The 22,312-nt window shown below is 67.6% G+C and carries 18 protein-coding genes; 13 read left to right on the top strand and 5 right to left on the bottom strand.

Features of this window, described 5'->3' with window-relative positions; all coding sequences use genetic code 11:
- Positions 1-9 precede the first annotated feature (9 nt).
- The 8 genes from ACPCUW_RS01275 to ACPCUW_RS01240 all read left to right on the top strand — a co-directional run bounded on the left by ACPCUW_RS01275 (position 10) and on the right by ACPCUW_RS01240 (position 10,268).
- Positions 10-2,646, top strand: coding sequence for an FHA domain-containing protein (locus ACPCUW_RS01275; RefSeq protein WP_423423426.1), 2,637 nt, complete (start codon positions 10-12; stop codon positions 2,644-2,646).
- An 85-nt stretch (positions 2,647-2,731) separates the two neighbouring features.
- Entirely contained in the window at positions 2,732-4,492 is a 1,761-nt protein-coding gene (locus ACPCUW_RS01270; RefSeq protein WP_423423425.1) for a hypothetical protein, read from the top strand.
- Positions 4,493-4,668: 176 nt separating this feature from the next.
- Positions 4,669-5,112, top strand: a complete 444-nt coding sequence (gene rplM, locus ACPCUW_RS01265) for a 50S ribosomal protein L13 (RefSeq protein WP_030513473.1) — start codon at positions 4,669-4,671, stop codon at positions 5,110-5,112.
- Complete coding sequence (rpsI, locus tag ACPCUW_RS01260) at positions 5,109-5,621, top strand: 30S ribosomal protein S9 (RefSeq protein WP_030513474.1); 513 nt, start codon at positions 5,109-5,111, stop codon at positions 5,619-5,621. Before rplM ends, rpsI begins: the two co-directional genes overlap by 4 nt.
- Positions 5,622-5,826: 205 nt before the next feature.
- On the top strand, positions 5,827-7,194 hold the full coding sequence (gene glmM / locus ACPCUW_RS01255) for a phosphoglucosamine mutase (protein WP_423423424.1): 1,368 nt from the start codon (positions 5,827-5,829) through the stop codon (positions 7,192-7,194).
- Between the two features lie 302 nt (positions 7,195-7,496).
- On the top strand, positions 7,497-7,904 hold the full coding sequence (locus ACPCUW_RS01250) for a hypothetical protein (RefSeq protein ID WP_423423423.1): 408 nt from the start codon (positions 7,497-7,499) through the stop codon (positions 7,902-7,904).
- Positions 7,901-9,274, top strand: coding sequence for a hypothetical protein (locus ACPCUW_RS01245; protein WP_423423422.1), 1,374 nt, complete (start codon positions 7,901-7,903; stop codon positions 9,272-9,274). Before ACPCUW_RS01250 ends, ACPCUW_RS01245 begins: the two co-directional genes overlap by 4 nt.
- On the top strand, positions 9,261-10,268 hold the full coding sequence (locus ACPCUW_RS01240; protein ID WP_063012604.1) for a hypothetical protein: 1,008 nt from the start codon (positions 9,261-9,263) through the stop codon (positions 10,266-10,268). The genes ACPCUW_RS01245 and ACPCUW_RS01240 overlap by 14 nt, the downstream gene beginning before the upstream one ends.
- A 14-nt stretch (positions 10,269-10,282) precedes the next feature.
- Here the strand turns inward: ACPCUW_RS01240 and ACPCUW_RS01235 are convergent, their stop codons facing one another.
- Together ACPCUW_RS01235 and ACPCUW_RS01230 are read right to left on the bottom strand one after the other, a co-directional pair.
- On the bottom strand, positions 10,283-10,717 hold the full coding sequence (locus ACPCUW_RS01235; protein ID WP_423423543.1) for a hypothetical protein: 435 nt from the start codon (positions 10,715-10,717) through the stop codon (positions 10,283-10,285).
- 59 nt (positions 10,718-10,776) lie between these two features.
- Positions 10,777-12,438 (bottom strand): ABC-F family ATP-binding cassette domain-containing protein, encoded by a 1,662-nt coding sequence (locus tag ACPCUW_RS01230; RefSeq protein ID WP_423423421.1) that lies wholly within the window; start codon positions 12,436-12,438, stop codon positions 10,777-10,779.
- Between the two features lie 147 nt (positions 12,439-12,585).
- Here ACPCUW_RS01230 and ACPCUW_RS01225 point away from each other — a divergent pair, with 147 nt between their 5' ends.
- From ACPCUW_RS01225 to ACPCUW_RS01205, 5 genes are all read left to right on the top strand, one after another.
- The gene (locus tag ACPCUW_RS01225; RefSeq protein ID WP_030513481.1) at positions 12,586-12,777 is read left to right on the top strand and encodes a PspC domain-containing protein; all 192 of its coding nucleotides are present in this window, start codon (positions 12,586-12,588) and stop codon (positions 12,775-12,777) included.
- Positions 12,778-12,931: 154 nt separating this feature from the next.
- Positions 12,932-13,240, top strand: a complete 309-nt coding sequence (locus ACPCUW_RS01220; RefSeq protein WP_030513482.1) for a DUF6802 family protein — start codon at positions 12,932-12,934, stop codon at positions 13,238-13,240.
- Between the two features lie 123 nt (positions 13,241-13,363).
- Positions 13,364-13,714 carry a hypothetical protein gene (locus ACPCUW_RS01215; protein WP_423423420.1) on the top strand — a complete coding sequence of 117 codons (351 nt, stop codon included), beginning with the start codon at positions 13,364-13,366 and terminating at the stop codon, positions 13,712-13,714.
- Between the two features lie 40 nt (positions 13,715-13,754).
- Complete coding sequence (locus ACPCUW_RS01210) at positions 13,755-15,419, top strand: hypothetical protein (protein WP_423423419.1); 1,665 nt, start codon at positions 13,755-13,757, stop codon at positions 15,417-15,419.
- A 33-nt stretch (positions 15,420-15,452) separates the two neighbouring features.
- On the top strand, positions 15,453-15,779 hold the full coding sequence (locus tag ACPCUW_RS01205; protein WP_423423418.1) for a hypothetical protein: 327 nt from the start codon (positions 15,453-15,455) through the stop codon (positions 15,777-15,779).
- A 110-nt stretch (positions 15,780-15,889) separates the two neighbouring features.
- Here the strand turns inward: ACPCUW_RS01205 and ACPCUW_RS01200 are convergent, their stop codons facing one another.
- The 3 genes from ACPCUW_RS01200 to ACPCUW_RS01190 all read right to left on the bottom strand — a co-directional run bounded on the left by ACPCUW_RS01200 (position 15,890) and on the right by ACPCUW_RS01190 (position 22,301).
- Complete coding sequence (locus tag ACPCUW_RS01200) at positions 15,890-16,861, bottom strand: hypothetical protein (RefSeq protein ID WP_423423417.1); 972 nt, start codon at positions 16,859-16,861, stop codon at positions 15,890-15,892.
- A 204-nt stretch (positions 16,862-17,065) separates the two neighbouring features.
- Positions 17,066-18,163, bottom strand: a complete 1,098-nt coding sequence (locus tag ACPCUW_RS01195; RefSeq protein ID WP_423423416.1) for a hypothetical protein — start codon at positions 18,161-18,163, stop codon at positions 17,066-17,068.
- Between the two features lie 10 nt (positions 18,164-18,173).
- Positions 18,174-22,301, bottom strand: a complete 4,128-nt coding sequence (locus ACPCUW_RS01190; protein ID WP_423423415.1) for a hypothetical protein — start codon at positions 22,299-22,301, stop codon at positions 18,174-18,176.
- Between the last annotated feature and the right edge of the window lie 11 nt (positions 22,302-22,312).

Below are 22,312 nucleotides of genomic sequence, written 5' to 3'. Positions count from 1 at the left end.
ATCCGGCTCATGTCATTACCGGGGGCGCAGAAGATCACCGTGCGCCATGAGGGAACCGATCGGATCTTCGAAAACACTCAGCAGGTGACCCTGGGCCGCGCGCCCGAGGTGACGGTGTTCGTCGACAGTCCGCTGGTCTCTCGTGTGCACGCGACACTTGGCTGGCAGGGGGGCGCCTGGGTGCTCGCCGACAACGGCAGTACCAACGGGGTTTTCGTGGACGCCCAGCGGATCACGCGTCCCGTCCCGGTGGATCGGCCGATGCTGGTCCGGCTCGGCGACGCGATCACGGGCCCGCTGGTTCATCTGCTGCCGGAGGCGCAATTCCGGCCGCCCGCACCGCCCGCCCGGGCGCAGTCGCCGGGCCGTGCGCCGAATCCGCCTGTCCGGGACGCGGGGCCGCGTGGCAGCGGCCCGCACGGTGGTAATCAGCATGGTGGGGGTCAGCACGGTGGGGGTCAGCAGCAGCGGCGGCAAGCGTCCCATCCCACCCCGCAATCCGGTCAGATGCGCCGCCCGGCTGCACCGCAGCCGCCCTCGCGGCCCGCGCAACGGCCGAATCAACGTCCGTCTCAACCGATTCCGGCGGCCCACGGCTCCGGCGGTGTGCCGAACGTCAATATGACCACCAAGGCCGACACCTCGGCACTGCCGCCGGTGCGTGCGCGGGCCTCGACCGCGCCGATCGCGCGGGCCGACCGCATTCCGGCCGGCGGCCTGACCATCGGCCGCACCAGCGACAACCAGATCGTCGTCAACGATCCGCTGGCTTCGCGGCGGCACGCCCGCCTGGTCAAGAGCGGCGAGGGCCTCGTCCTCGAGGATGTGGGCTCGGCCAACGGCACCTTCGTCAACGGCCGCCGCGAGCAGCGGGTGGCGCTGCGCGAACGCGATATCGTCACCATCGGCAACGTGGACTTCGTCGTGCAGGAAGGCACGCTGAAACACCGCAAGAAGCCGGTCACCGAACAGGGATTGAGCGTGCACGGCGTCGGTTTCGTCGTCGAGGGCAACAAGCAGCTGCTCGTGGACGTCAACATGCAGGCCGGTCGCGGCACCCTGACCGCGCTCATCGGACCCTCGGGCGCCGGTAAGTCGACACTGTCGAAACTCATTGCGGGAACGACACATCCGTCGGCCGGTGTGGTCACCTTCGAGGGCCGCAATCTGCACGCCGAATACGAGGCCATGCGCAGTCGTATCGGCATGGTCCCGCAGGACGATGTGCTGCACCGCCAGCTGACCGTGCGCCAGGCACTCGGATTCGCCGCCGAACTGCGGCTGCCGCCGGACTCCTCGAAGGCCGATCGGCAGCAGGTCATCGACGGCGTGCTGAAGGAACTGTCGCTGACCGAACATGCCGATACCCGCGTCGACCGGCTCTCCGGCGGTCAGCGCAAGCGCGCCTCCGTGGCCCTGGAACTGCTGACCGGCCCGGCCCTGCTGCTACTCGACGAACCCACCTCCGGCCTGGACCCGGCGCTGGACCGGCAGGTCATGACCATGCTGCGTGAACTGGCCGACGCCGGGCGCACCGTCATCGTGGTCACCCACTCGGTGGCCTGCCTGGACATGTGCGATCAGGTGCTGCTGCTGGCGCCCGGCGGCAAGACCGCGTTCTGCGGACATCCGGCCGGGGTCGGCGACTTTCTCGGGACCAGCGACTGGGCGGAGATCTTCGCGCGGGTCGCCGCCGAACCGGATCGCGCCTTCGCGAACTACCGGTCCCGGCAGGCGGCGCTGCCACCGCCGCCGCCGGCCGTGCCCCGCGGCGTGATGGGGCAGCCGCCGAAATCCAGTGGCTGGAAACAACTGTCGACCCTGTCGCGGCGGCAGGTCCGGCTGATCCTCGCCGACCGCGGCTACCTGGCCTTCCTGGTGGTCCTCCCGTTCGTGCTGGGTGTGCTGTGCCTGGTCGTGCCGGGTAAGAACGGTTTTGCGGCCGCCCCACCGATTCTCGGCCCGGACGGCCAGTTGCATCCGCAGCTCACCGGAGGAAGTGAATCGCAGCAGCTGCTGGTCGTGCTCATCCTCGGCGCGTGCTTCATGGGGTCGACGCTGACCGTCCGCGACCTGGTCGGGGAACGCCCGATCTTCCTGCGGGAGCGAGCCGTCGGCCTGCTGCCCTCGGCATATCTGCTGGCGAAGGTGATGGTCTTCGGTGTCGCGGCGCTGCTGCAGTCCGCGGTGCTGGTGGCCATCGTGCTGGCCGGGAAGAATCCGCCCGGGAAGGGGGCGCTCATCCCGTCCGGCGGTATCGAGTTGTACGTCGATATCGCGCTGACGGCGGTGACGTGTGTGGTCGTCGGATTGTTGTTGTCGACCTTGGCCAAGTCGAACGAACAGGTCATGCCGTTGCTGGTGGTCATGATCATGTGTCAGCTGGTGATGGCCGGCGGCATGATTCCGGTGACCGATCGCGTGGTGCTGGAACAGCTTTCGTACGTCTTCCCGTCGCGCTGGGGATTCGCCGGCGGCGCCTCGACCATCGATCTGCGGACCCTGTTCGTCAACGCCCAGCCCGATGCGATCTGGCAGCACAAACCCGGTTTCTGGTTCCTCGACGCCGGCATGTTGATCGTGCTCACCGCGGCGCTGTCCACGCTGACGTGGTGGCGTCTGCGGCTGAAGAAGTCGGCCGCGTGAACGGGTCCGGAAACGAGCGTCGACAAGGGATGTCCGCACTAATCGGCCCTGCCCCGAGCGTGCCGACGCGACAGCAGGCACACTTATGCATGTGACGGCTCGAGTTGGGGCGATACATCTCGGATGGGATGTGGTGTCCGTGGCCGCCGGTGGCGGTGGGATACCGATCCGCCCGGTCCAGGTGGAAGGCACATATACGCCGCCTGCGTATTTGCTGGCGGACAAGTCCGGGCGACTGCACACCGCGGGCGTGGACCGGCAGCGGCCCGATCTGGGCATCGCGGTCTCCGACGTACGTGACATCCTCGGGCATCAGCAGATCCGCATCGCCGGGGCGACCTGGCCGGCGGAGCTGGTGTTCCGCGCCCGGCTCTACAACCCGCTCGCCGCGATCGGCTCCCGGTTGCGGGGCAAGCCCGACGTGGTGGCGTTGCCGTTTCCGGACGACTGGGCCGACGAGAAGGTCGAGGAGTACTGCCGTCTGATCGAGCAGATGGACGTCGTCACCGACCCACTGCCCGAATCCGTGGCGCTGTCCGGTTATGTGCGGGCCCTGGGCCTGGTACAGCCGCCCGCGCGCGGCCGCCGCGGCGTCGGCGCGACCGGCGTCTATTCCGACGGCCGGGTGTGCCTGGTGGTGGCCGTCGACGGGGACGACGAGCAGCCCACCGAATCGGTCGGGGTCCCGATCACCCCGGATTCGATGCGGGACGCGCATTCGGCGGACAACGTCGTCATCGAGGTGATGGCCGCGGCCCGTTCGATCGGCGCCGACACCTCGACGGTGCTGCTCACCGGCAATGTGTGTTTCAACGACGCGTTGCGGCTGGCGTTCCAGAACCATCTGGGCAACCGGTTGCGGGTCGCCGATCATCCGATGCACGCCCTGGTGCTGGGTGCTGCGCATCTGCTGGTCACCGACAGCGAATACGCCGAGGCCGAGCAGGGGCCGGCTCCCGCGCCGGGTCCGGCGGTGCCGAATCAGCCGAACCCGGCGGTGCCGAATCAGCCGGGTCCGCCGCGACCCGGCCCGATGCAGGCGGCGTCGAATCAGGGCAGCCCGAATCGCGGTGTGCCGCAACCGGATTCCCGGGCCGAGAACGCGGGCCGGCATGCGGGGCTGCCGGATCCGGCCCGCCCGCCCGCCGAACCGCACCATCGTCCGGAGCCGCCGAATCCGCAGGGCCTCGCCCAGGGCCGGCACGCGGCGCGTGATGCCGGGCCCGGATCGGGCCCGCAGCCTCTTCCGGCCGGTGAGCCGACCACCCGGATGACCCGGGAGGCCGGCCAGGTGGAAAGCAGGTTCACCCGCCCCCCGGCCGGCCCGGTCGATGATCAGCGGACCACCGAATCCGGTGGTCGGTCATCGGCCGGGGAACAACCGGACCACGGGGAACACGCTCACAAGGGCAAGTTGTGGAGCAAGGTCAAGGACAATCTGTTCGGCGCCCCGACGATCGTCGGAGCGGTAGCGCTGGCGGCGCTCGCGATCCACGCCGACGGTGAACCGGATCACATGGCGCGGCCGCTTCCCGACCACATCTCGGCGGCGGTATCCGGAGCCTCCGATGCGCGTCCCGGCGGCGCGGCGGCCGTCGATGCGCGATCGTCGGCCGGAATCGGCGCGGAATCCGACTTCGGCTCGTGGCCGGCCGTGGACAAGGTCTCACGCGCGCCCGAGCCCAGCCCGGCCTGTTCGGTCACGCCGAACGCCGTCGAGCGCCCGGGCCCGGGTATGCGGACGGTCGCCGACCATCCCTGCGCCCATCTGGCGGTCGACAATCTGCACTACGTCGTTCCGACCGTCCCCGGTATGTTCGACTCGGGACCGCCCATTCACATCTGACGAGTCCGGACGCGATTTCGGGACCTCGAACCGACCCTGGTATCGTCGTCGTTCGGCGTGCGGTACGTCGCGGATTCGTCCGTGCCGTCCCACGAGCCCCGGGTCTCCACCGGCCGCCGGGATCACTCGACCGTTCGCCTGGCTGGCAGAACATCAACGACAGACAGGGAAGCACTGTGCCTACGTACAGCCCGAAGGCGGGTGACGTGACCCGGCAGTGGTACGTCATCGACGCCACTGACGTAGTGCTCGGCCGCCTTGCCGTGCAGGCAGCGAATCTGCTGCGTGGCAAGAACAAGCCGACCTACGCCCCCAACGTCGATGGTGGCGACTTCGTCATCATCATCAACGCCGACAAGGTTGCCGTCTCCGGCAACAAGCGTGAGGACAAGCTCCTCTACACCCACTCCGGGCACCCCGGTGGCCTGAAGTCCCGGTCTGTCGGGCAGCTGCTCGACACCCGGCCGGAGCGCGTCGTGGAGCGTGCCGTCAAGGGCATGATCCCGAAGAACAAGCTGGGCAACCAGATCGCGCGCAAGTTGAAGGTCTACGGTGGCCCGTCGCATCCGCACGCGGCCCAGCAGCCCGTTCCGTTCGAGATCAAGCAGGTGGCCCAGTGACCGCTCCTGAGGAATTCAACGAGGAATACGTCGAAGACGCCGCCGTGGAGGTCGTCGACGAGGGTGCCGGCTACGACGCCGAGTACACCGAGTCCGAGGGCTTCGCCGCGCCGGTCGTCATCGACCGCCCGGTGCAGACCGTCGGCCGCCGCAAGGAGGCCGTGGTCCGGGTTCGCCTGGTCCCGGGTTCCGGCCAGTTCGTGCTCAACGGCCGCACCATCGAGGACTACTTCCCGAACAAGGTGCACCAGCAGCTGGTGAAGTCCCCGCTGGTCACCGTCGAGCGCACCGAAACCTTCGATGTGCACGCTCGCCTGGTCGGCGGCGGCCCGTCGGGTCAGGCCGGCGCGCTGCGCCTCGCCATCGCCCGCGCGCTGATCGAGGTCACCCCGGACGACCGTCCCGCCCTGAAGCGGGCTGGCTTCCTGACGCGTGACCCGCGTGCCACCGAGCGTAAGAAGTACGGCCTCAAGAAGGCCCGCAAGGCTCCGCAGTACTCGAAGCGCTGATCTTGCAGCGCGCGGCCGCTCCCACTCGCACCCACACGGTGTGCCGGTGGGAGCACGGCCGACGCGACCCCGTACGAGAGCAGGCGCCCACTCCTGGGCGCCTGCTCTCGTGCTGTATCGATCGACGGTAGGCCGGGGCGGGCAGCCTGCGTCCGCAACGCAGGGTCTCCGCGCTCACCGCAATTCAACTCGAGGGGCGAGATAGATGGGGCGTTTGTTCGGTACCGACGGAGTCCGCGGCCTTGCCAACGACTCGCTGAGTCCGGAACTGGCACTGCAGATTTCGGCGGCCGCGGCACAGGTGCTGGGCCGGGGCAGAGCGCGCGCGGTGGCGGTGGTCGGCCGCGATCCACGCGCCAGCGGCGAGATGCTCGAGGCCGCGGTGACCGCCGGCCTGACCGCCGCCGGAATGAGTGTGCTCTCGGTCGGTGTCCTGCCGACCCCGGCGGTCGCGTATCTGACCGCCGCCTACGACGCCTGCCTGGGCGTCATGATCTCCGCCTCGCACAACGCCATGCCGGACAACGGCATCAAGATCTTCGCCGCGGGCGGGCACAAACTCGACGACGGCATCGAGGACAAGATCGAGGAACTGGTCCGCGCCAAGGGTTTCGTGCGTCCGACCGGTGCGGGCATCGGCCGGGTGCTCAGCCTCTCCGGCGTCGACGGTCGTGTCGAGGACCATTACAGCCTGGCCGGCACCCATGAGCGCTACGTCGAACATCTGGTGGAGGCCACCGGCCGCGATCTATCCGGCATCACCGTGGTCGTCGACTGCGCGCACGGCGCGGCCTCCGATGTGGGACCGGCCGCATACCGCGAGGCGGGCGCGCGCGTGGTCGCGATCAACGCCGAGCCGAACGGGCTCAACATCAACGAGCGGTGCGGATCCACGCATCTCGAGAACGTGCAGCGTGCGGTGCTCGAGCACGGCGCCGATCTGGGCCTGGCCCACGACGGCGACGCCGACCGCTGCCTCGCCGTCGATGCCTCCGGCGCCGTGGTCGACGGCGACGCGATCATGGCCGTTCTCGCCTTGGCGATGCACGAATCGGGCGAGCTGGTCCAGGACACCCTGGTGGCGACCGTGATGAGCAATCTGGGTCTGCACATCGCGCTGCGCGATGCCGGAATCACCGTGCGCACCACCGCCGTCGGCGACCGCTACGTGCTGGAGGAGTTGCGCCGCGGTGGCTACAGCCTGGGTGGCGAGCAGTCCGGACATCTGGTCTTCCCGCGATACGGCACCACGGGTGACGGACTGCTGACAGGTCTGAAACTGATGGCGCGAATGGTGGAGACCGGGCGCAGCCTGGCCGATCTGGCGAGCGTGATGACGACCGTGCCGCAGGTGCTGGTCAATGTCCCCGTCGCCGACAAAGCCGCGGTCGCGGCCGCGCCGGAGGTTCGCGAGGCGGTCGCCGAGGCCGAGCGCGTCCTCGGCGACGACGGCCGAGTGCTGTTGCGCCCGAGCGGGACCGAGCAGCTGATCCGGGTCATGGTCGAGGCGACCGATTCGCATCGCGCCAAACAACTCGCCGACGATCTCGCCAAGTGTGTCGCCGCGGTCTGACTTCGGCGGCCGCGCCGCGTGGCGCGACGGACGGGGTGCGTACGCCGCGTAGGGGTGCGGCTGTCTAGGCCGTTGCCGAGGGTCGGAGCCGCGGCCGCGATGGCCGCATTCGCGCGCGATCGGCGAATATCGCCTGGTCACAGTCGGTATCGATGGCCGGTCGCGGGTCCTCGCCACGTCGCGTGAAGGGCGTTGGCGCGCCGACGGTCCCGGCGATGGGGGCGCGACTGTCGGCTCCGGGAAGTATGGTGGGACGCACATCATGACGCGACAGCGAAGCTTGATTTCCGTGAGGGGGAACAGTGGAACCGCTGAAGCTTGATCAGTCTCCGACGCTCGACGACTCCGCGAATCCGGCGCCGCCGCCGACCGCCACCGCACCTGCTCCGGATACGGTGATGCGGGTCGATCCCGCGGCGATGGCCGCGTATACGTACATCGCGAATACCGTGTCCCAACAGCTGGCTTCGGCGGCTTCCGTGGCGGCCGGCGCGGTCGACCCACAGCAGCTGGCGACCGACCTCGGGCTCGTGGGAGCGGATTTCGCCGCCAAATTCGCGGCCGCGGTGTCCGAACACGCACAGGCGCTGTCCACCGCGGGCAAATTGGTCTCGGCCTACGGGCGGGGTCTGAACACCTACACCGCGGGTGTGCAGGGTACCGACGAGGACTCGGCCGTCGCGATCACCCGGACGGAGCCGCGGTCATGAGGCGTCCGATCGGATTGCGGCGCCGGCCCACCGCCGCCCGCAACGACACCACGTCGCCTGCAACGTCATCCGATCCGTCCGTGGATCCGCCGATCGTCGCGACATTGGTGCAGCCGCTGCTGGAGCTGCGCGCCTCGCTGGGCACCGGTGTCGCGACACCTTCTTCGGCCATCACCGGTGCGCTGTCCAGCGCGTCCACACAGGCCGCCGACACCGAGGGACCACACCGCGACGGCGTCCACGCGCTGGAATCCACCTGGACGGGGCCGGGCTCCGACGCGGCCGTTCCGGCCTTGCGCACCACCCAAACTCAGATCGGTGACATCTCCGATCGGGGCCCGGCCTATCTGGGCGTACTGGCCGATGCCCACGCGACCAGCGCACGGGCGGCCGGCCGGATGGACCGGATCATCGCCGATTTCCGGCGCGACGCTCGAACCATCCTCGGCAACGCCACCGCCGCCCCGGATACCGATGCGGTGATCAACCGGGCCACCCAGGCGCTGCGCGATGCGATCACCACCGTCACCTCCGCGCGCACCGAAATGGACGATCACTCGCGCCGATTGGACGAGATGGGTCCGCTGACGGTCACCACGCCCGCCGGACTGAACTCCTCGCAGTCGTGGGGAGATACCCCCGATACGGTGCTGCCCAGCGCCTACGGCGCGATTCCGGGCCAATACGCCACGGTCCCAGCGCAATACGGGATGGCGCCCGGCCAGCCGATCGATCCGGCTCAGCTCGCGCAGCTGCAACTGCAGCAGCTGCTCGTGCAGGCCGGTGTGCAGATCGGCACCTCGGCCATCAATGCCGGTGTGGATATCGGTACCCACCTGATCGACAAGATCGCCGAGGTGGGCACACACACCATCGACACGGTGGCCTCCTCGGTCGACCAGGCGATACCGCAGCTGATCAACCCGGACCACGCCACCGGCGACAAGACGAATCCGGCGGGTAATTCCGGAGATTCGGCGAAGCTGTTCGACTTCGGCCCCGGCAAGGCGGCTCCCGGAACGACCGGGCCGGGCTCGATCATTCCGGGCGCCCCGGCGCCCGACAAGGCGCCGGCCGACAAGACCCCGGCCGACAAATCCGATCCGCCACCGCCGTCACCGTCGTCCATCATCCCGCCACCCGCGGACCCGGCACCGATGCCGAAACCACCGGCACCGGCCCCCGCTCCCGCGCCGGCTCCGGAGACGGCCCATCCGGGCGGCGTTGCCGGAGGTATGGCATTGCCGCCGCCGGCCGGTAGCGGGCAGGACCACAAACCTCGCGACGGTCAGCTCGGTGTCACCGTGCCGGCGGCCGAGACAACGGTTCCCGCCGCCGTGATCGGCGACTTCGGCGATGACACGGTCTGAGCCGGACCCGCAGCAGGACAATCCCTTCGACCTCGGCCTGCCGATGGTCCGGACTCCCGTCGGTAAGCAGGGCCGCAAGCGGCGGCCGGGCCGGCGGAACCCGAACCGAACGGCCGGGGCGACCTATCACGGCGCCGTGGCCGTGCCGCCGGCGCGGCCCGGTCCGGAGCCGGCGGTCTATCCGTCGGGTGAGTGGGAACAGTGGCTCGAACCCGCGCAGCGGACGATCCCCGACCCCGAGCCCGAGACGGAACCGGAACCGCGGCGCATTCCGGTCGGGGGGCCGTTGACCGATCCCGACCTGGTCGACAAATCGACGCTGGTTCCGCACATCGTCGACCGCTCGGGCGGTAACCCCGGTCCTGCGCTGCGACGTCCTCGCCCACGCCAGGCCGGGCCGCGCCGCGATCATCGGCGTGGTGAAAAATTGCTGGCCGCACTCACTTTGATCGGTGTGGGGATCGTCGTCGTCTCGGTGGTGCTGACCGTCATCCACACGGGGAAGCGGTCGCAACCGGCCGCGACGAAACCGCCGATGGTCGCGGCGGTGCCGGTGCCCACCTCGGCGAGCGTCACCCCGTCGCCGCCCTCGACCACGGCGGCGGCGACCTCGACGATCGCCACCGACGGCTGCGAGCAGCAGCGCACCGCGGAAGTGGTCTCCGGTACCGACCCCGGAGGCACCGCGAGCGGCCCGGACGCCATCCTGGCTTTCGAGCGGGCGTACTACGTCCAGCGGTCGGGGTATGCCGCGCGCGCCGTCGTCGCCGACGACTCGTCGGTGCCGCCGGCCGACCAGATTCAGCGCGGTATCAACCAGGTGCCGGTCGGCACCCGCTACTGCGTGCAGATCACCCGTACCGGCGACGAGGGGCAGTGGGAGGTCCGCCTCACCCAGCAGAAGCCGGACGAACAGCCGCATGCCTTCACCCAGATCATCAGCACCCGAGCGGAATCGGGCCGCACGCTGATCACCGGCATCGCGGCCGGCTGAACCACATCGAAGGTTCAGAACCGAGCGTGCACGAAGCCGGTGAAAGGCACGAGGAAGCCACCGATTTCGCAGACGATCAGCGCGTACATGGCCGATCGCAGCGGCAGCCCGATATCGCCGCGGAATTGATTCGTCGTGTCCCGCCGCAGCCCGTGCAGGCAGTACGAGGCGACCGCGCCGGCGAAGAAGCCGAGAACAATAAGCGCCGCAACGAGATTCACCGCCGTCGGCCAGTCCGACAGCTCCACGAAGACCGCGAGCAGTAGCGCGGCGAAGCTGTACATCAGGGCCGCGCGATGCGCGATATCGACGTAGGGGTGCGCATGCCCCTCCGGTGAGGTCCGCATCCCGTGGTACTTCCACACGCCCAGCAGCAGCGCCCAGACGAAGAGAAGGCCCGCGATCAGCAGCGTGATCCGGGTGTCGACACCGAGCTGTATCCGGTCCATCCGAATCTCCTGGGCGGTCGCGTGACGCATCGCGATCGCGATGTCGAGCAGGTTCCGGTTCACCGGTCTTCGGTGAGTTGTCCGGCGGACATGTGCCAGCGCCGCGTCGCACGCACCGTATCGAGCATTCGGCGATCGTGGGTGACCAACAGCAGCGTGCCGTCGAAGGATTCGACGGCCTGCTCCAGCTGTTCGATCGCGGGCAGATCCAGATGGTTGGTCGGTTCGTCGAGGACGAGCAGATTGACCCCGCGTGCCTGTAGCAGCGCCAGCGCGGCGCGCGTGCGCTCACCCGGCGACAGAGTGTCGTTGGCGCGCAGCACGTGCGGGCCGCGGAGCCCGAATTTGGCCAGCAGCGTACGGATCTCCGCCTCCGGCCAGTCGGGTACCTCGGCGCCGAAAGTGTCGGCGAGCGTGGCCGTTCCACGGAACAGGCCACGCACCTGATCGACCTCGCCGATCGCCACGCCCGAACCCAGCGACGCCGCCCCGGCATCCGGAGCCACCTTGCCCAGCAGCAGCGCCAGCAGTGTGGATTTGCCGGAACCGTTGGGACCGGTCAGGACGATCCGATCACCCCAGTCGACCTGCGTGGTGACCGGACCCAGAGCAAACTCACCGCGCGACACGACGGCGCCGGACAGCGTCGCCACCACCGAGCCGCTGCGCGGTGCGGATGCGATCGACATCCGCAGCTCCCACTCCTTGCGCGGCTCCTCCACGGCCTCGAGCCGTTCGATGCGACGCTGGGTCTGGCGCACCTTCGAAGCCTGTTTCTCGGTGGATTCGGCCCGCATCTTGCGACCGGCCTTGTCGGAGTCCACCTTTCGCGGATCGCGAGCCTTCCGGCGTGCATTGCGTACGCCGTGTTCGAGCCAGTTTCGTTGCATCACCTGCCGCGCTTCCAGCCCGGCCTTGGTATCGGCGTACTCCTCGTAGGCCTCCCGCGCGTGCCGGCGGGCGATCTCGCGTTCGGCCAGATACGAGTCGTAACCGCCGTCGTAACTGCCGACCTGCTGCTGGGCGAGATCGAGTTCGACGATCCGGTTGACGGTGCGAGCCAGGAACTCTCGATCGTGGCTGATCACCATCAACGGCGTCCGCACCCCGGTCACGAAATTCTCCAGCCGGGTCAGGCCCTCCAGGTCGAGATCGTTCGTAGGCTCGTCCAACAGCAGAATGTCGAAGCGCGACAACAGGACCGAGGCCAGTCCGGCCCGCGCCGCCTGCCCACCCGACAGCGCGGTCATGGGCGTGTCGAGGCCCTGCGGCAAACTTTCGGTGAGTCCCAACTCGGCGGCCACCTCGGCGGCTCGCGGCTCCAGGTCGGCACCGCCCAGTGCGAGCCAGCGGTCCAGGGCGGCCGAATAGTCCTCGGCGGCGGTCTCGTCGGTCGCCAGCTGTTCCGCCGCGGCGTCCATCGCCCGCTGCGCCGCCGCCACTCCGGTCCGGCGGGCCAGGAATTGGGCCACCGTCTCGTCGGCCAGGCGTTCCGGCTCCTGCGCGAGGTAGCCGATCGTCGCATCGGGCGGGCTCAGCGTGATCCGGCCCGTCTGCGGCGTGCGAGCGGCCAGCATCCGCAACAGCGTCGACTTGCCCGCTCCGTTCACCCCCACCAGGCCGATCACATCACCGGGCGCCAGCACCAGATCCAGGTCCTCGAACAGCACCCGGTCTCCGTGCCCCGCCGACAGGCCGTGCGCATGCAGAGTCGTACTCACGCCCACGAGTCTGCCGGGTTCGGGGTACCACCCTGAGCCCGGGCCGTGGAAATCAGGGTCGGGATGGGTCTCGCGCCCGATGCGCGCGAGGGCGCCCGCACAGCACAGTGGAACCACAACGCACGACCGTGACCGAAGGAGAGCGTCATGACCGCCCCCACCCGCCGCCTCACCCGATCGAGCTCCGACAAGTGGATCGGCGGCGTCTGCGGTGGCCTCGCCGAATATTTCGGCTGGAACGCCAATCTGATCCGCCTGCTGTTCGTCCTGTCCTGCTTGCTGCCCGGCCCGCAGTTCATCGTCTACCTGGTGCTGTGGATCGTCATCCCGAAGCAGTAGCGGACGCGATGCGACGGTAGTTATCCACAGGCAAACCCGCGGCCCACCTCGGCGCCGGCAAGTTATCCACAACATGCCGGGCCAGGGATGCGCAGCGCCGCTTCCGGATGCCAGGATGGAACAAATTCCCGCACGTCCCTCGAGGAGCACATACATGATCCATTCGGGCGATCTGCCGGGCCTGGACCTGCCGGAAGTCGACGCACACTCCGACCTCGGCGGCATCGGCGCCGTGGAGCTGAACCACCCGTCCCAGGACATCGACGCGGACGGCATCCTGGACACCGAAACCTTCCACAGCGACCACTCGATGGAAGTCTGGTCCGATATGGACCACGACGGCTACGCCGACCACGTCAGCATCGTCGACGACGGCGGCGACTACTCCGCCTGGGAGTTCCACCACTATCCCGACGGCCGCACCGAGTGGGTCCAGGTGGACAAGGGCAAAATGGGCAAGTGAGCGGCGTGGCTTCGGTTTTCGACCGCCGGTACGTGATGGAACCGGCTGCTGTCCGAGCGCGTCCAAGAGAGTACGGGAAGGCTGTGGCGTCGGCCGCAGGTCAGCGAGGGAGGGGAGCTAACGATGGCTTCGGGTGGGCACGTCAAGGTGGACGTCGTGTCGCTTCAGCGGATGGCGACGAATCTCAAGGGCTCCGCGGGTGTACTCGACAACAAGACCACGGAGTTGACGTCGCATACCTTCGGGGGTCCGCAGGCCGGCCGTGACTACACTGCCGACGGTGTCAAGATCAACCACTCGCTGGGGCACCTGACCGCCTGGTTGAAGAATTGGCAAACCGCGATCGCGAAGATGGGGGAAACGATGAGCACCAGTGCCAACACCTACTCGACGGTCGATGACTCCAATGTCGAGAAGTTCAACGCGACGGGTGTGAATCTGAACCCGACAACGCCCGCCGCGGCGCGCGTCTGATGTGTTCCCGATGTCGTGCGCATCGTGCCCGTGGTGGTGAATGCTGGTGACTCTCAACGTTTCTACCGACGCCTCCGTGGATAAGATCCTGGACGAAGGTTGCACCGGGCTGATGTTCTTCCAGGAATATCTGCCCCGGTACGCGCAGGTCAACAAACTTCTCGGATTCGGCCGAGCAGAGATGCCGTCCTACGAATCCTTATGTGCCAAATACGATACCGAGCGAGGTATGGACCTTGCCGCCTTGGACGGTGTCGCACAGGATCTCAGCCGCGTGGTCGGCGAGGCCGATACCGAACTGGAACTTCAGAAGACGCAACTCGGCGCCGTCCAATCCATCTGGCAGGGCACTGCCGGAGATGACGCACATGCCCTGCTCGACCAGCAAGTCCGGCGTGCGCAGACGGACTACGACCAGGTCAAGCAGGTGTCGTTGGGCTTGGCGTTCGCGCCCGGCTCGTTGCGAAATGCGGTCTTGGGCAAGGCGGAAGCGGTCAAGAAGTATTGGAAGGACGACGGCCCGGACTTCGATGGCAGCGCGGGGCGGCAGAAGATCGACTGGATGATCATGGTGGCTGCCGAGTACAAGAACCCGGGTTCGTACGCGCCCGTGGTGTCGATGCAGATTGCCAAGCAGTACGGGCCCACGGCCACGGACTGGCTTCGAACGGTTTTCGTCAAGGGTGTGGAAGACACTGTCCAGTCTTTCAATGACCTTTGCGCGCGGACGAAATCAACGATCGAGCAGCTCTACGGCGGCATATCGGACGCCCTCGACCGATTGGATGTCTCGGCGTACCCGATGCCGGCAGGGACTCCGCAGCCGTCCCAGCCGAGCAACCCGGGGCCTTCTCCGAGCAATCCGGGACCGGCACCCGCCAATCCGGGCCCAGCTCCGGCGAATTCGGTCCCCAGTAATCAATCGACGCCGGGGAATACCGTCCCGTCGTCGGTCTCGCCGACGGTCACCTCCGGCCTCGACGGACTTGCGCAGATCAGTCAGGTGGCATCCCAGCTCTCTCCGGTGGTCAGCACGCTCGGGCAGTCGCTGACGCAGGGAGCGACAGCGTTGTCCACCGCGATCCAGCAAGGGTTCGACGGTGCCCTGCAGCAAGTGCAGTCGCTGTTGCAGCCGCACGACGCGAAGGGGGCCGCAGACGGTAAACCGAATGCCGAATTCGACATCGCCGGAAGACATCTGAAGTTCGAGATGGGTCCGAACGGTGAGCTGAAGGTCGTGATGTCCGACAGTTCGGGCGACGAGAAGACCTACAGCATGAAGCTGGACGAGCACGGCAACCCGGTGATCAACACCGAGGACAAGAAGCCGGGTGCGGAGGGGGACGCGGGGCACCCTGGCGACTCACCCGCAGGTGATGGTCAGTCCTTCGGCGAGGGGCAGCAACCCGGTGACGGCCGCAAGCCCGATGACACCGAGCAGAAGCAGGACAGCGGTGTCGGCAAGCCGGGCAACGATGATCAGGCACCTCCGCCACCGAAGCCGACCGACCAACAGCCACCCGCCGGAGGCGGTCAGTCGAGCGAAAACGGTGGTAGTGAAGCCAATCCGGTCAACCCGGCTACACCCCCGCCGCCTCGCCGTGACTCCGAAACCGATCACAAGCCGCCGGCCGTCCCGCCGCAGGGGCCGCCGCCCGATCCCAACGGCTCGGGCGCGGAACTGGCCGAGGCGGGCCCACTCTGACTCGTCCACCGCTGACCACCCGGGAGAATTGAGATGGACCTCGCCCGCCACCTCGAAGAGGTGATGTACGAACACGGCCGCTGGCTGCGCTACCACAACGAGGACTACGAGGAAGCTCAACGCCGACTCGCCGCCAATGGCGCACATCTCGCCGCGGAGATCGACCGAGGCGTCGCCGAAGCCGAACGCCTGGCCGCCGCCGAAGCCGAGGAGCGCGAGCGCCAAGAAGAAGAGGCCCGCGAGCAACGCGAAGCGATAGCCCGCGCCGCGGCCGCCCGGAAAGCCAACCAGGCCGTCGCCCCGATCGACGCCGAAGACGAGGACGACGCCTACTACCGCCGCAAGAGCTGGCTGGTCTGAACCGGCTGACCACGCCGGCACGAGCGGGTTATAGGTCCTTGTCCCTCTTCGTATACCAGCATATGAACGGCGAACCACAGCTCGGTGCGCCCCGGCTGCTCCCAATCCGCCTACCGCTGCGCCAATGCCTCGAGATGTTCCAGTGACGGCAGTTCGCCCTCGTGTGCACCAGGCTGGATCATTCCGGAGAGGTGGTCCTCGGGATGGCGCCGGTTGTCTTCAAGCACTTGCAGTGGCGGAATGTGCTGCTTGTACCCCTGGCTCAGTCGCAGCTGCCAGAGACCGGCTGCGACTTGTGCTGTCTTGCCGGCGGTTCGGAGAGGAAGGTAGTCGGCGGCGTCGTTGTCGACCGAGGCCCAGAGATAGCCGATGTGTCGGCCTTCCTTGACTATCGGAAGATAGTGGACAGCGCTGGATGTGCTCGTCGCATAGCGGCGCAGAGGTGCGCTGATCAGTGGGCCCCAACCCTCTGAGCGGTCGACCGGCGTGCCGTCGGGGAATTCGCCGTCTTGGATGAAGGGGCCGGGCGCCGGCGGGCCGCCGGGATTGGTGCGCTGGTGCAGAGTGTCGAGATTGGGCGCGTCGTAGACCGGGGCATCGGCGGGGAGGTAGCCACCGACAGGGTCTTCGGGCGCACCGACCCAACGCTGTACGGCATCGACCGGACGCAATCCCTGCTTGCAGGAGTCGTCGAGCCGCTCCCTCCAGACATCCATCCACAAGTAATCGTCACGACTCGAGATGCGGACCAGGCCGGCGGACTTGTGGTGCTGCGAGGCCCAGATGTAGCCGACGAATTCGCCGCGGATCAGGATCGGCCAGTAGAACAACGGCTTACGGGTCCAGGGCTCGTATCGCCCTTCGAGCGGATCGCGTTGCAGTTTCGGCTCCGGGTACTCAGGCGTCCCCGGCGGTAGAAGAGGGCCCCAGTTGTAGCTGGTGTCGTCCGCTGTCTTGGACCCACGGCCCTTCTCGAGCGGACGGTGTGACCAGCGGTCGTCACCTGTCGAGAGGTCGGGTGGTGGGGGAACGGGTCCGCCGCCGGACGGGGACGGCGGGTTGAACTCGGAATTCGGATGCATATGTCACCTTCGGGCTCTGATGCCTTCTACGACTGCCGAACCGCCCCGTCGGGCCGCAGAACTCTCGCGCGTATCAGGTATCGACGCCGGTGTAGCCGTCGCCGGGCAAGTTGCGCGACTTCCACGATGTGACAGCGAGTACACGCGGTGACACCCGGCAGCCCCGGCGACGATCTCGACGCGATGCAGCACGCTGACTGTTGGCTATCGGTCGGAGTGAATCTCCAATTGAGAATCCGAAAAGGGTACGCCTCGGCTGCGGAGGGATTCTGCAACTTGCCGGGTGAAGCGTTGCATCGGCCGGTAGTGTGTGCTCTTGTCGGATATCAACAGTATCCGGCCTTCTACTGCGCCGATTTCTCCGGCGCCTGCCACGGGTGCGCCCGCAAGGAGGCTGGAGTGATGAAATTGCCCGAGGATATGCCACGGTGACCAGTAGAGGTTCCCGAAAGCGTCCATAACAAAGATCGCTCGACCACCTTGTGGAGTCCACAGTGTGGCGCTTCCGCGTGTGTCCAAGAGTTTCCCATTGCTGTCGTAAGCCAGACCGTTGTCGAATTGGATTCGATAGGGTGGCCGTTCCTGATCGGTCAGATAGCGAACCTGTTTTCCTGACCAGATCGGATTTCCGGGCAAGTTTTCACCGTGAAACTCCGGTAGCAACGGAGTCGTCTCGAACCGTGATTGTTCTGCCGGGCGAGCATTGGGGCCGGGCTGGACAGGGGTGATGATCTCCGGTGGCAGGGTCGATGCATCGAGGAGTTCCTCGACAATTTCGGTCGGTGATCGCGTGCCGAGTGCTACCAGGCCGGTTTTTGTTTGATCGTCGCGGAGAGGCCAGATCAGGCCGATTTCGGCTCCGGACCCGAGTTTCAGCAAAAGATAATAGCGACTTTCGTCCGGAGGCTGTCCGAATGCCTGTCCAACCCTGTCTTGAATATAAGGGAACGGTGCGTCTATTACGGCGACGAGGGGGGCGTTGAGAAACTCCGACCAGCGAAGTATCGGCACGGTCTGGAACCGTGGCTCGGGCCAAGGTTTCATTTCGTCCAGGCGGCTCAGCACGCGACCCAGGAAGTCTCGTATAGCAGCCTGGTCATGTGCTGTAGGTATCGATGTGATGGGCCCCTGGGCCTGAATGGCATGTTGTATCGCTTCGTATTCTTCCTGTGGAGTCATATTCCACAGGGGTTGAACAAGAAGCGCCCGTGCTGTGCCGTCCACGGCATCAGGCCCCAGATCGGGGTAATATTCGATATTGTAGACAATAGCGTCCACAACGGACCGCCACATCTCGTTCATGAGAACCCTTCTACGATGCGCCAGGTGTCAGTCTGATCTGGTCGCGTGTTATCGGAACCCCCATCGCTCGCAACCGGTCGACAACTTGCAAGGTGTAATCGTGGCCGGGGCGGTAGTGGCCGCTGCTATCGGTAATCAACTGGAGTTCGCCGTTTATGACGACCAACTCTCCTGCACCGGCGACTGGTGCTCCTGCGAGGAAGCTGGAATGATGGAAAACGCCGGGCTGCTGGAAGAGTGATGCGTAGAGATTTCCATGCTCATCCATGACGAAGATAGCGTTACCCTGTCCGTTCCACACGCTCACGCCCGACCTGGTATCGAAAAGTCTTCCCTGCGCATCGTAAATCCGTCCTTCGTGAATTCTGAGGCGGAATTGTTGGCGGCCGACATCATCGTAATACCAGACCCCTGTGGGCCACCTCCGCCCAGGAATCTGTTCGCCGACGTACTGATCCATCATTCTCGTCGTAGCCAGTGGGTGATTCAGATCGCCACCGTGCTGCGTAAACCATCCATCGGCCGGGACGGGATGTCCAGGATGCTGGTTGGTATTGAGATCGTGCCGAGTGCCGGTTTCCGATGGTGCATGGGGGCCATGTGAGCCCGGCGAGGCGCCGTGTTCGTTTCGACCGATACCCAGCGTGCCCAGCAGCCGTCGCCAAGCGGTGCGGTTCCGACGATCGGGCGCCGGGTGTGAATGTTGGGGTGGGGTTCCCGCCGCTTGGTGAGGCGCCGGGTGTTGCGTGCTGGGGTCGGTGTGCCGTGGGTGTGGGGACGGCCGGCTCGGATTTGCGTGCGGCGCTTGTTCCTGGGCCGGGTGGCCGACGGGATGCGTTGGCCCGTGAGTCTCCGGATGGACTCGGCTGGGCCGTGGGGTTTCCGGTCGCGGTGTTTCAGGGTGTGAGCGGTTCGGGTGGGGCGCTCGCGGATTGTTCGGGCGATCGGTCGACCCCCGTGTTTCCGGATGCGATGCCGGGTGTGGGTGGCCGTTGGCCGGGTGGGAGGCGCCGCGTCGCATGAACTCCGGCGGGCGCATCGAATTTGCGAGGAAGTTCGGGTCGTGGTGGGCCCAGCGGGGTGGGGTTGCCAGTTCGGGTTCGCGGCGCAGCGGCGGGGTTTCCGGGCGTTCGGCCGCCGGGTGTTCGGGGGCGTTGGCGGGGTGATCGTGGGGGGTGCCGGTGCGATTGTGCGGGGGTGTGTTCCCGTCGTGCGGTGTTCCGGCACGATCGCTGGGTGTGGGAGTGCGTTCGGCCGGACGCTCTGGACGGGCGGTGTTCTCCGGTGACGAGTCGCGAGCGGTCGGAGCTTCGTGCTCGGGTGTGCGGGCAGGTGATTGCTCTTGGGCGGCAGGCGCTTCCGCGGCTCCGGCGCGGTGTTCTTCCCAGCGGCGGACTTCCACATCGTGCGGGCTTTCCCCGGGTGGGTGGGCGCGGGCCGCGGAGATCTCCTCCGGCGTCGGCTGGTAGCGGTCGATGTGAGGGTTGTATCGGCCGGAATAGAACGGATCCATGTGGATCATCCGGCCGTCGTTGTGACGAGCGACGTAGTTGTGGATCGCGGGGTCGAAGCCCGGGCGGTGCGGCGGCTGCGATGGTGCCGTCGGCGGTTCCGCTTCCGCACTTCCGTCGGTGCCGGTGCGCGGGACCTCGGCTGGTTCCGGGTCGGAATGGTTGTGGGGTGCGGCGGTCGAATCGTCGGACAGGCGATGCTCGCCGGTTGCACGGGACGGGTCGTCTGCGGCACCCGGGCGGTCCGAGTGTTCGGAACGACGACCGGACGCATCGGCCGGCACGGGTGACTCGGGACGAGTTCCGTTGGGAGCCTGAGTCTCCGAACGGCTCGCGGCAGCGCCGGGCGGTCGCTCGCCGGTGGGTTTGTTCTGCGCGTGTTCGTTTCGAACGTGCGGAGTCTGCGGGCGGTTCGGCTCCGGAGTACGCGCCGGCGGTGGCGTCGATTCCGGTCCGGGCCGCGCGGAGGAGTGGCCGGCGGCGGTCGAGCCGGGGGTGTGACGGCCGGGCTCCGGCCGGGCAGTCGTGCCCTGTGTGGTCGGGGTCGATGGCGCCGGACGCGGTGACTCGGGTCTGCTCGCGGGGGGTGTTTCGGTTCGCACGTTCTCGCGCGGGGAACGGGAACTGTCCGGGCGCGACGCGGTGTCGGGCCCGGAGTGCGGTGTCTCCGGGTGGATCGGGGTGTGGGCGGGGGTGCTCGACCGATGTGTACCTTCACCCCCGGAGGAACCGAGAGATCCCATCGATCCCATCGAGGGAGCCGCCGACGGCGTCGCGGCGGTGGGGGAGTCGGCGGTAGCGGCGTGCGTGGTCGCCGGGGCGGTGTCGGCCGGAGTCGGGGCCCGGTCGCCGACCGGTTGTGGCGATGCCGCCGGATCGACCGAACTTTTGTGTGGTGTCGCTGTGGGGTGTGCGGGCCCGGCCTGTGAATCGGGTTGCGGCGCCGGTGATTCGTCGTGGTGAACGGGCGCCCCGGCATCCGGATGCGGAGATGCGGCGGGTGCTGCCGGAGCGACATCGTGCTGCGCCGGCGTATTCGCTGGCGCCGAGTCCGGATGCTGCGGTGCGGTGTGTCCGGGTCCGGCCGGCTGTGAGGTTGCCGGCGCGTCGTTCGCCGGATTCGACGTGTCGTGCGGCGCCGGGTGGTTCGTCGCGCCGCTGGAGTCGTGCGCTGTGCTGCCGGTCTCCGATGGAGACGGCGAATCGGTGTCCCAGTTCAGGCTCGACCCGGTGTGGGGCTGCTCGGGTACCGAATGCTCTGCCGGGGTCGGGTGGCCGGATGGCGCGGTCTCGGTAGTCGGGGTGTGCGAGGCTTGCGGCGCATCGGTGGGTGCGGTGTTGTGTTGGGGCGCAGCGGATTCCGTGTGTTCGGGAAGGCCGTTCCCGTTACCCGGTTGGGTGGTGTGGTCCGGTGCCGGCGCCGCATCGTTGCTGTGTGAAGTCGTGCCCGTCTCGGTGCCGGCGGGAGCGGGCGACGAGGTGTGGGGTGACGGCTGTGCGTCGGTATCACCGGCAGGCGCGGGACCGGTCGGCGCGCTGTCGTGTGCCGTGGACGGTGCGGCTGTGTTGTCGTGCGCTGGAGACGGCTGCGCTGGGCTCGTCTCGTTCCCCGAATGGGTGCCGGTCGAGTTGTCAGTCGAGTGAGACTGTCCCGCAGCGGAACTGGAACTTCCCGAATCCCCGGCGTCCGTCGTTCCGGATTCGTGGCTCGCGGGCGTGGTCCGCCCTTCGTGCACCTGGCCGAGCGCACCCTGAGCCGCGCCGGCGACCGACGATGTCGCGAGCGTGGTCGGGTCGACCTCGAATTTCCCGCCGAACGGGACGCTCGCGGCGGTTCCGGCGACCGATCCGGCCGCGCCACCGACAGCATCGGCGGCCGTGCGCGCGGCGAACTTTCCGGCAGTCGACCCGGCCTTGTCGACGAGGCCCTTGGCCAGCCCGTCGGAGCCCAGTTTCGCGCCCACCGCACCACCGACAGCGCCTGAAACGCTCTCGGCGAACAGCCCTTTCACTTCCTCGCCGGTGAAACCACCGCGCTTACCCTGCGCCATCTGCAGCAGACTGGCGCCCGCGTCGACACCGGCGCCCTGCGCCACACCGATGATCGCGGCCTTGGCCAGCGCCCGGGTGGAGATCTTCTGGATCAGCCACTTGATGATCTGGCGGATGGTCAGGCGCGCGGCGACCTGCGCCGCAGCCTCCTCCGCCGCGGCGGCGGGGGCGCCGATACCCGTACATGCCGTGGCGATCGCCTGGATCATCTGAATCGCGAAGATCACCAGGGTCGCGATGATGACGTATTTCGTATGTTCGATATCGGTGGCGGTGTCGTCGAGGTCCTTGCTCAGGCCCTTGACTTCCTCGATCAGCCCCGGCCACAGGCCTTTGTCGCCCGCGACCTGATCCCAGAACTCCTTGATCGCCTCGTGGGTCTTCCCGTCGACGGCGGCCAAAGCGGAGGTGGTGACCGAACCCGCGTCGGTCTGAATTTCGGTCAGGGCGTCGGCGAGCTGGTCCCAGCCGTGGGCGAGCCGCCGCATCGCGGTCTCGTCACCCTTGGGCCAATCACCGGCACCCACAACATATTTCGCGACCCACTGCAGTTCGGTGGGGATTTCGATACCCATGTGCGGCGCGG

The sequence above is a fragment of the Nocardia sp. AB354 genome, from assembly GCF_049538315.1.
GTDB classification, from domain to species: Bacteria; Actinomycetota; Actinomycetes; order Mycobacteriales; family Mycobacteriaceae; genus Nocardia; species Nocardia nova.
The sequence above is the reverse complement of the archived record's forward strand: the minus strand, read 5'-3'. Positions and strand labels throughout refer to the sequence as shown.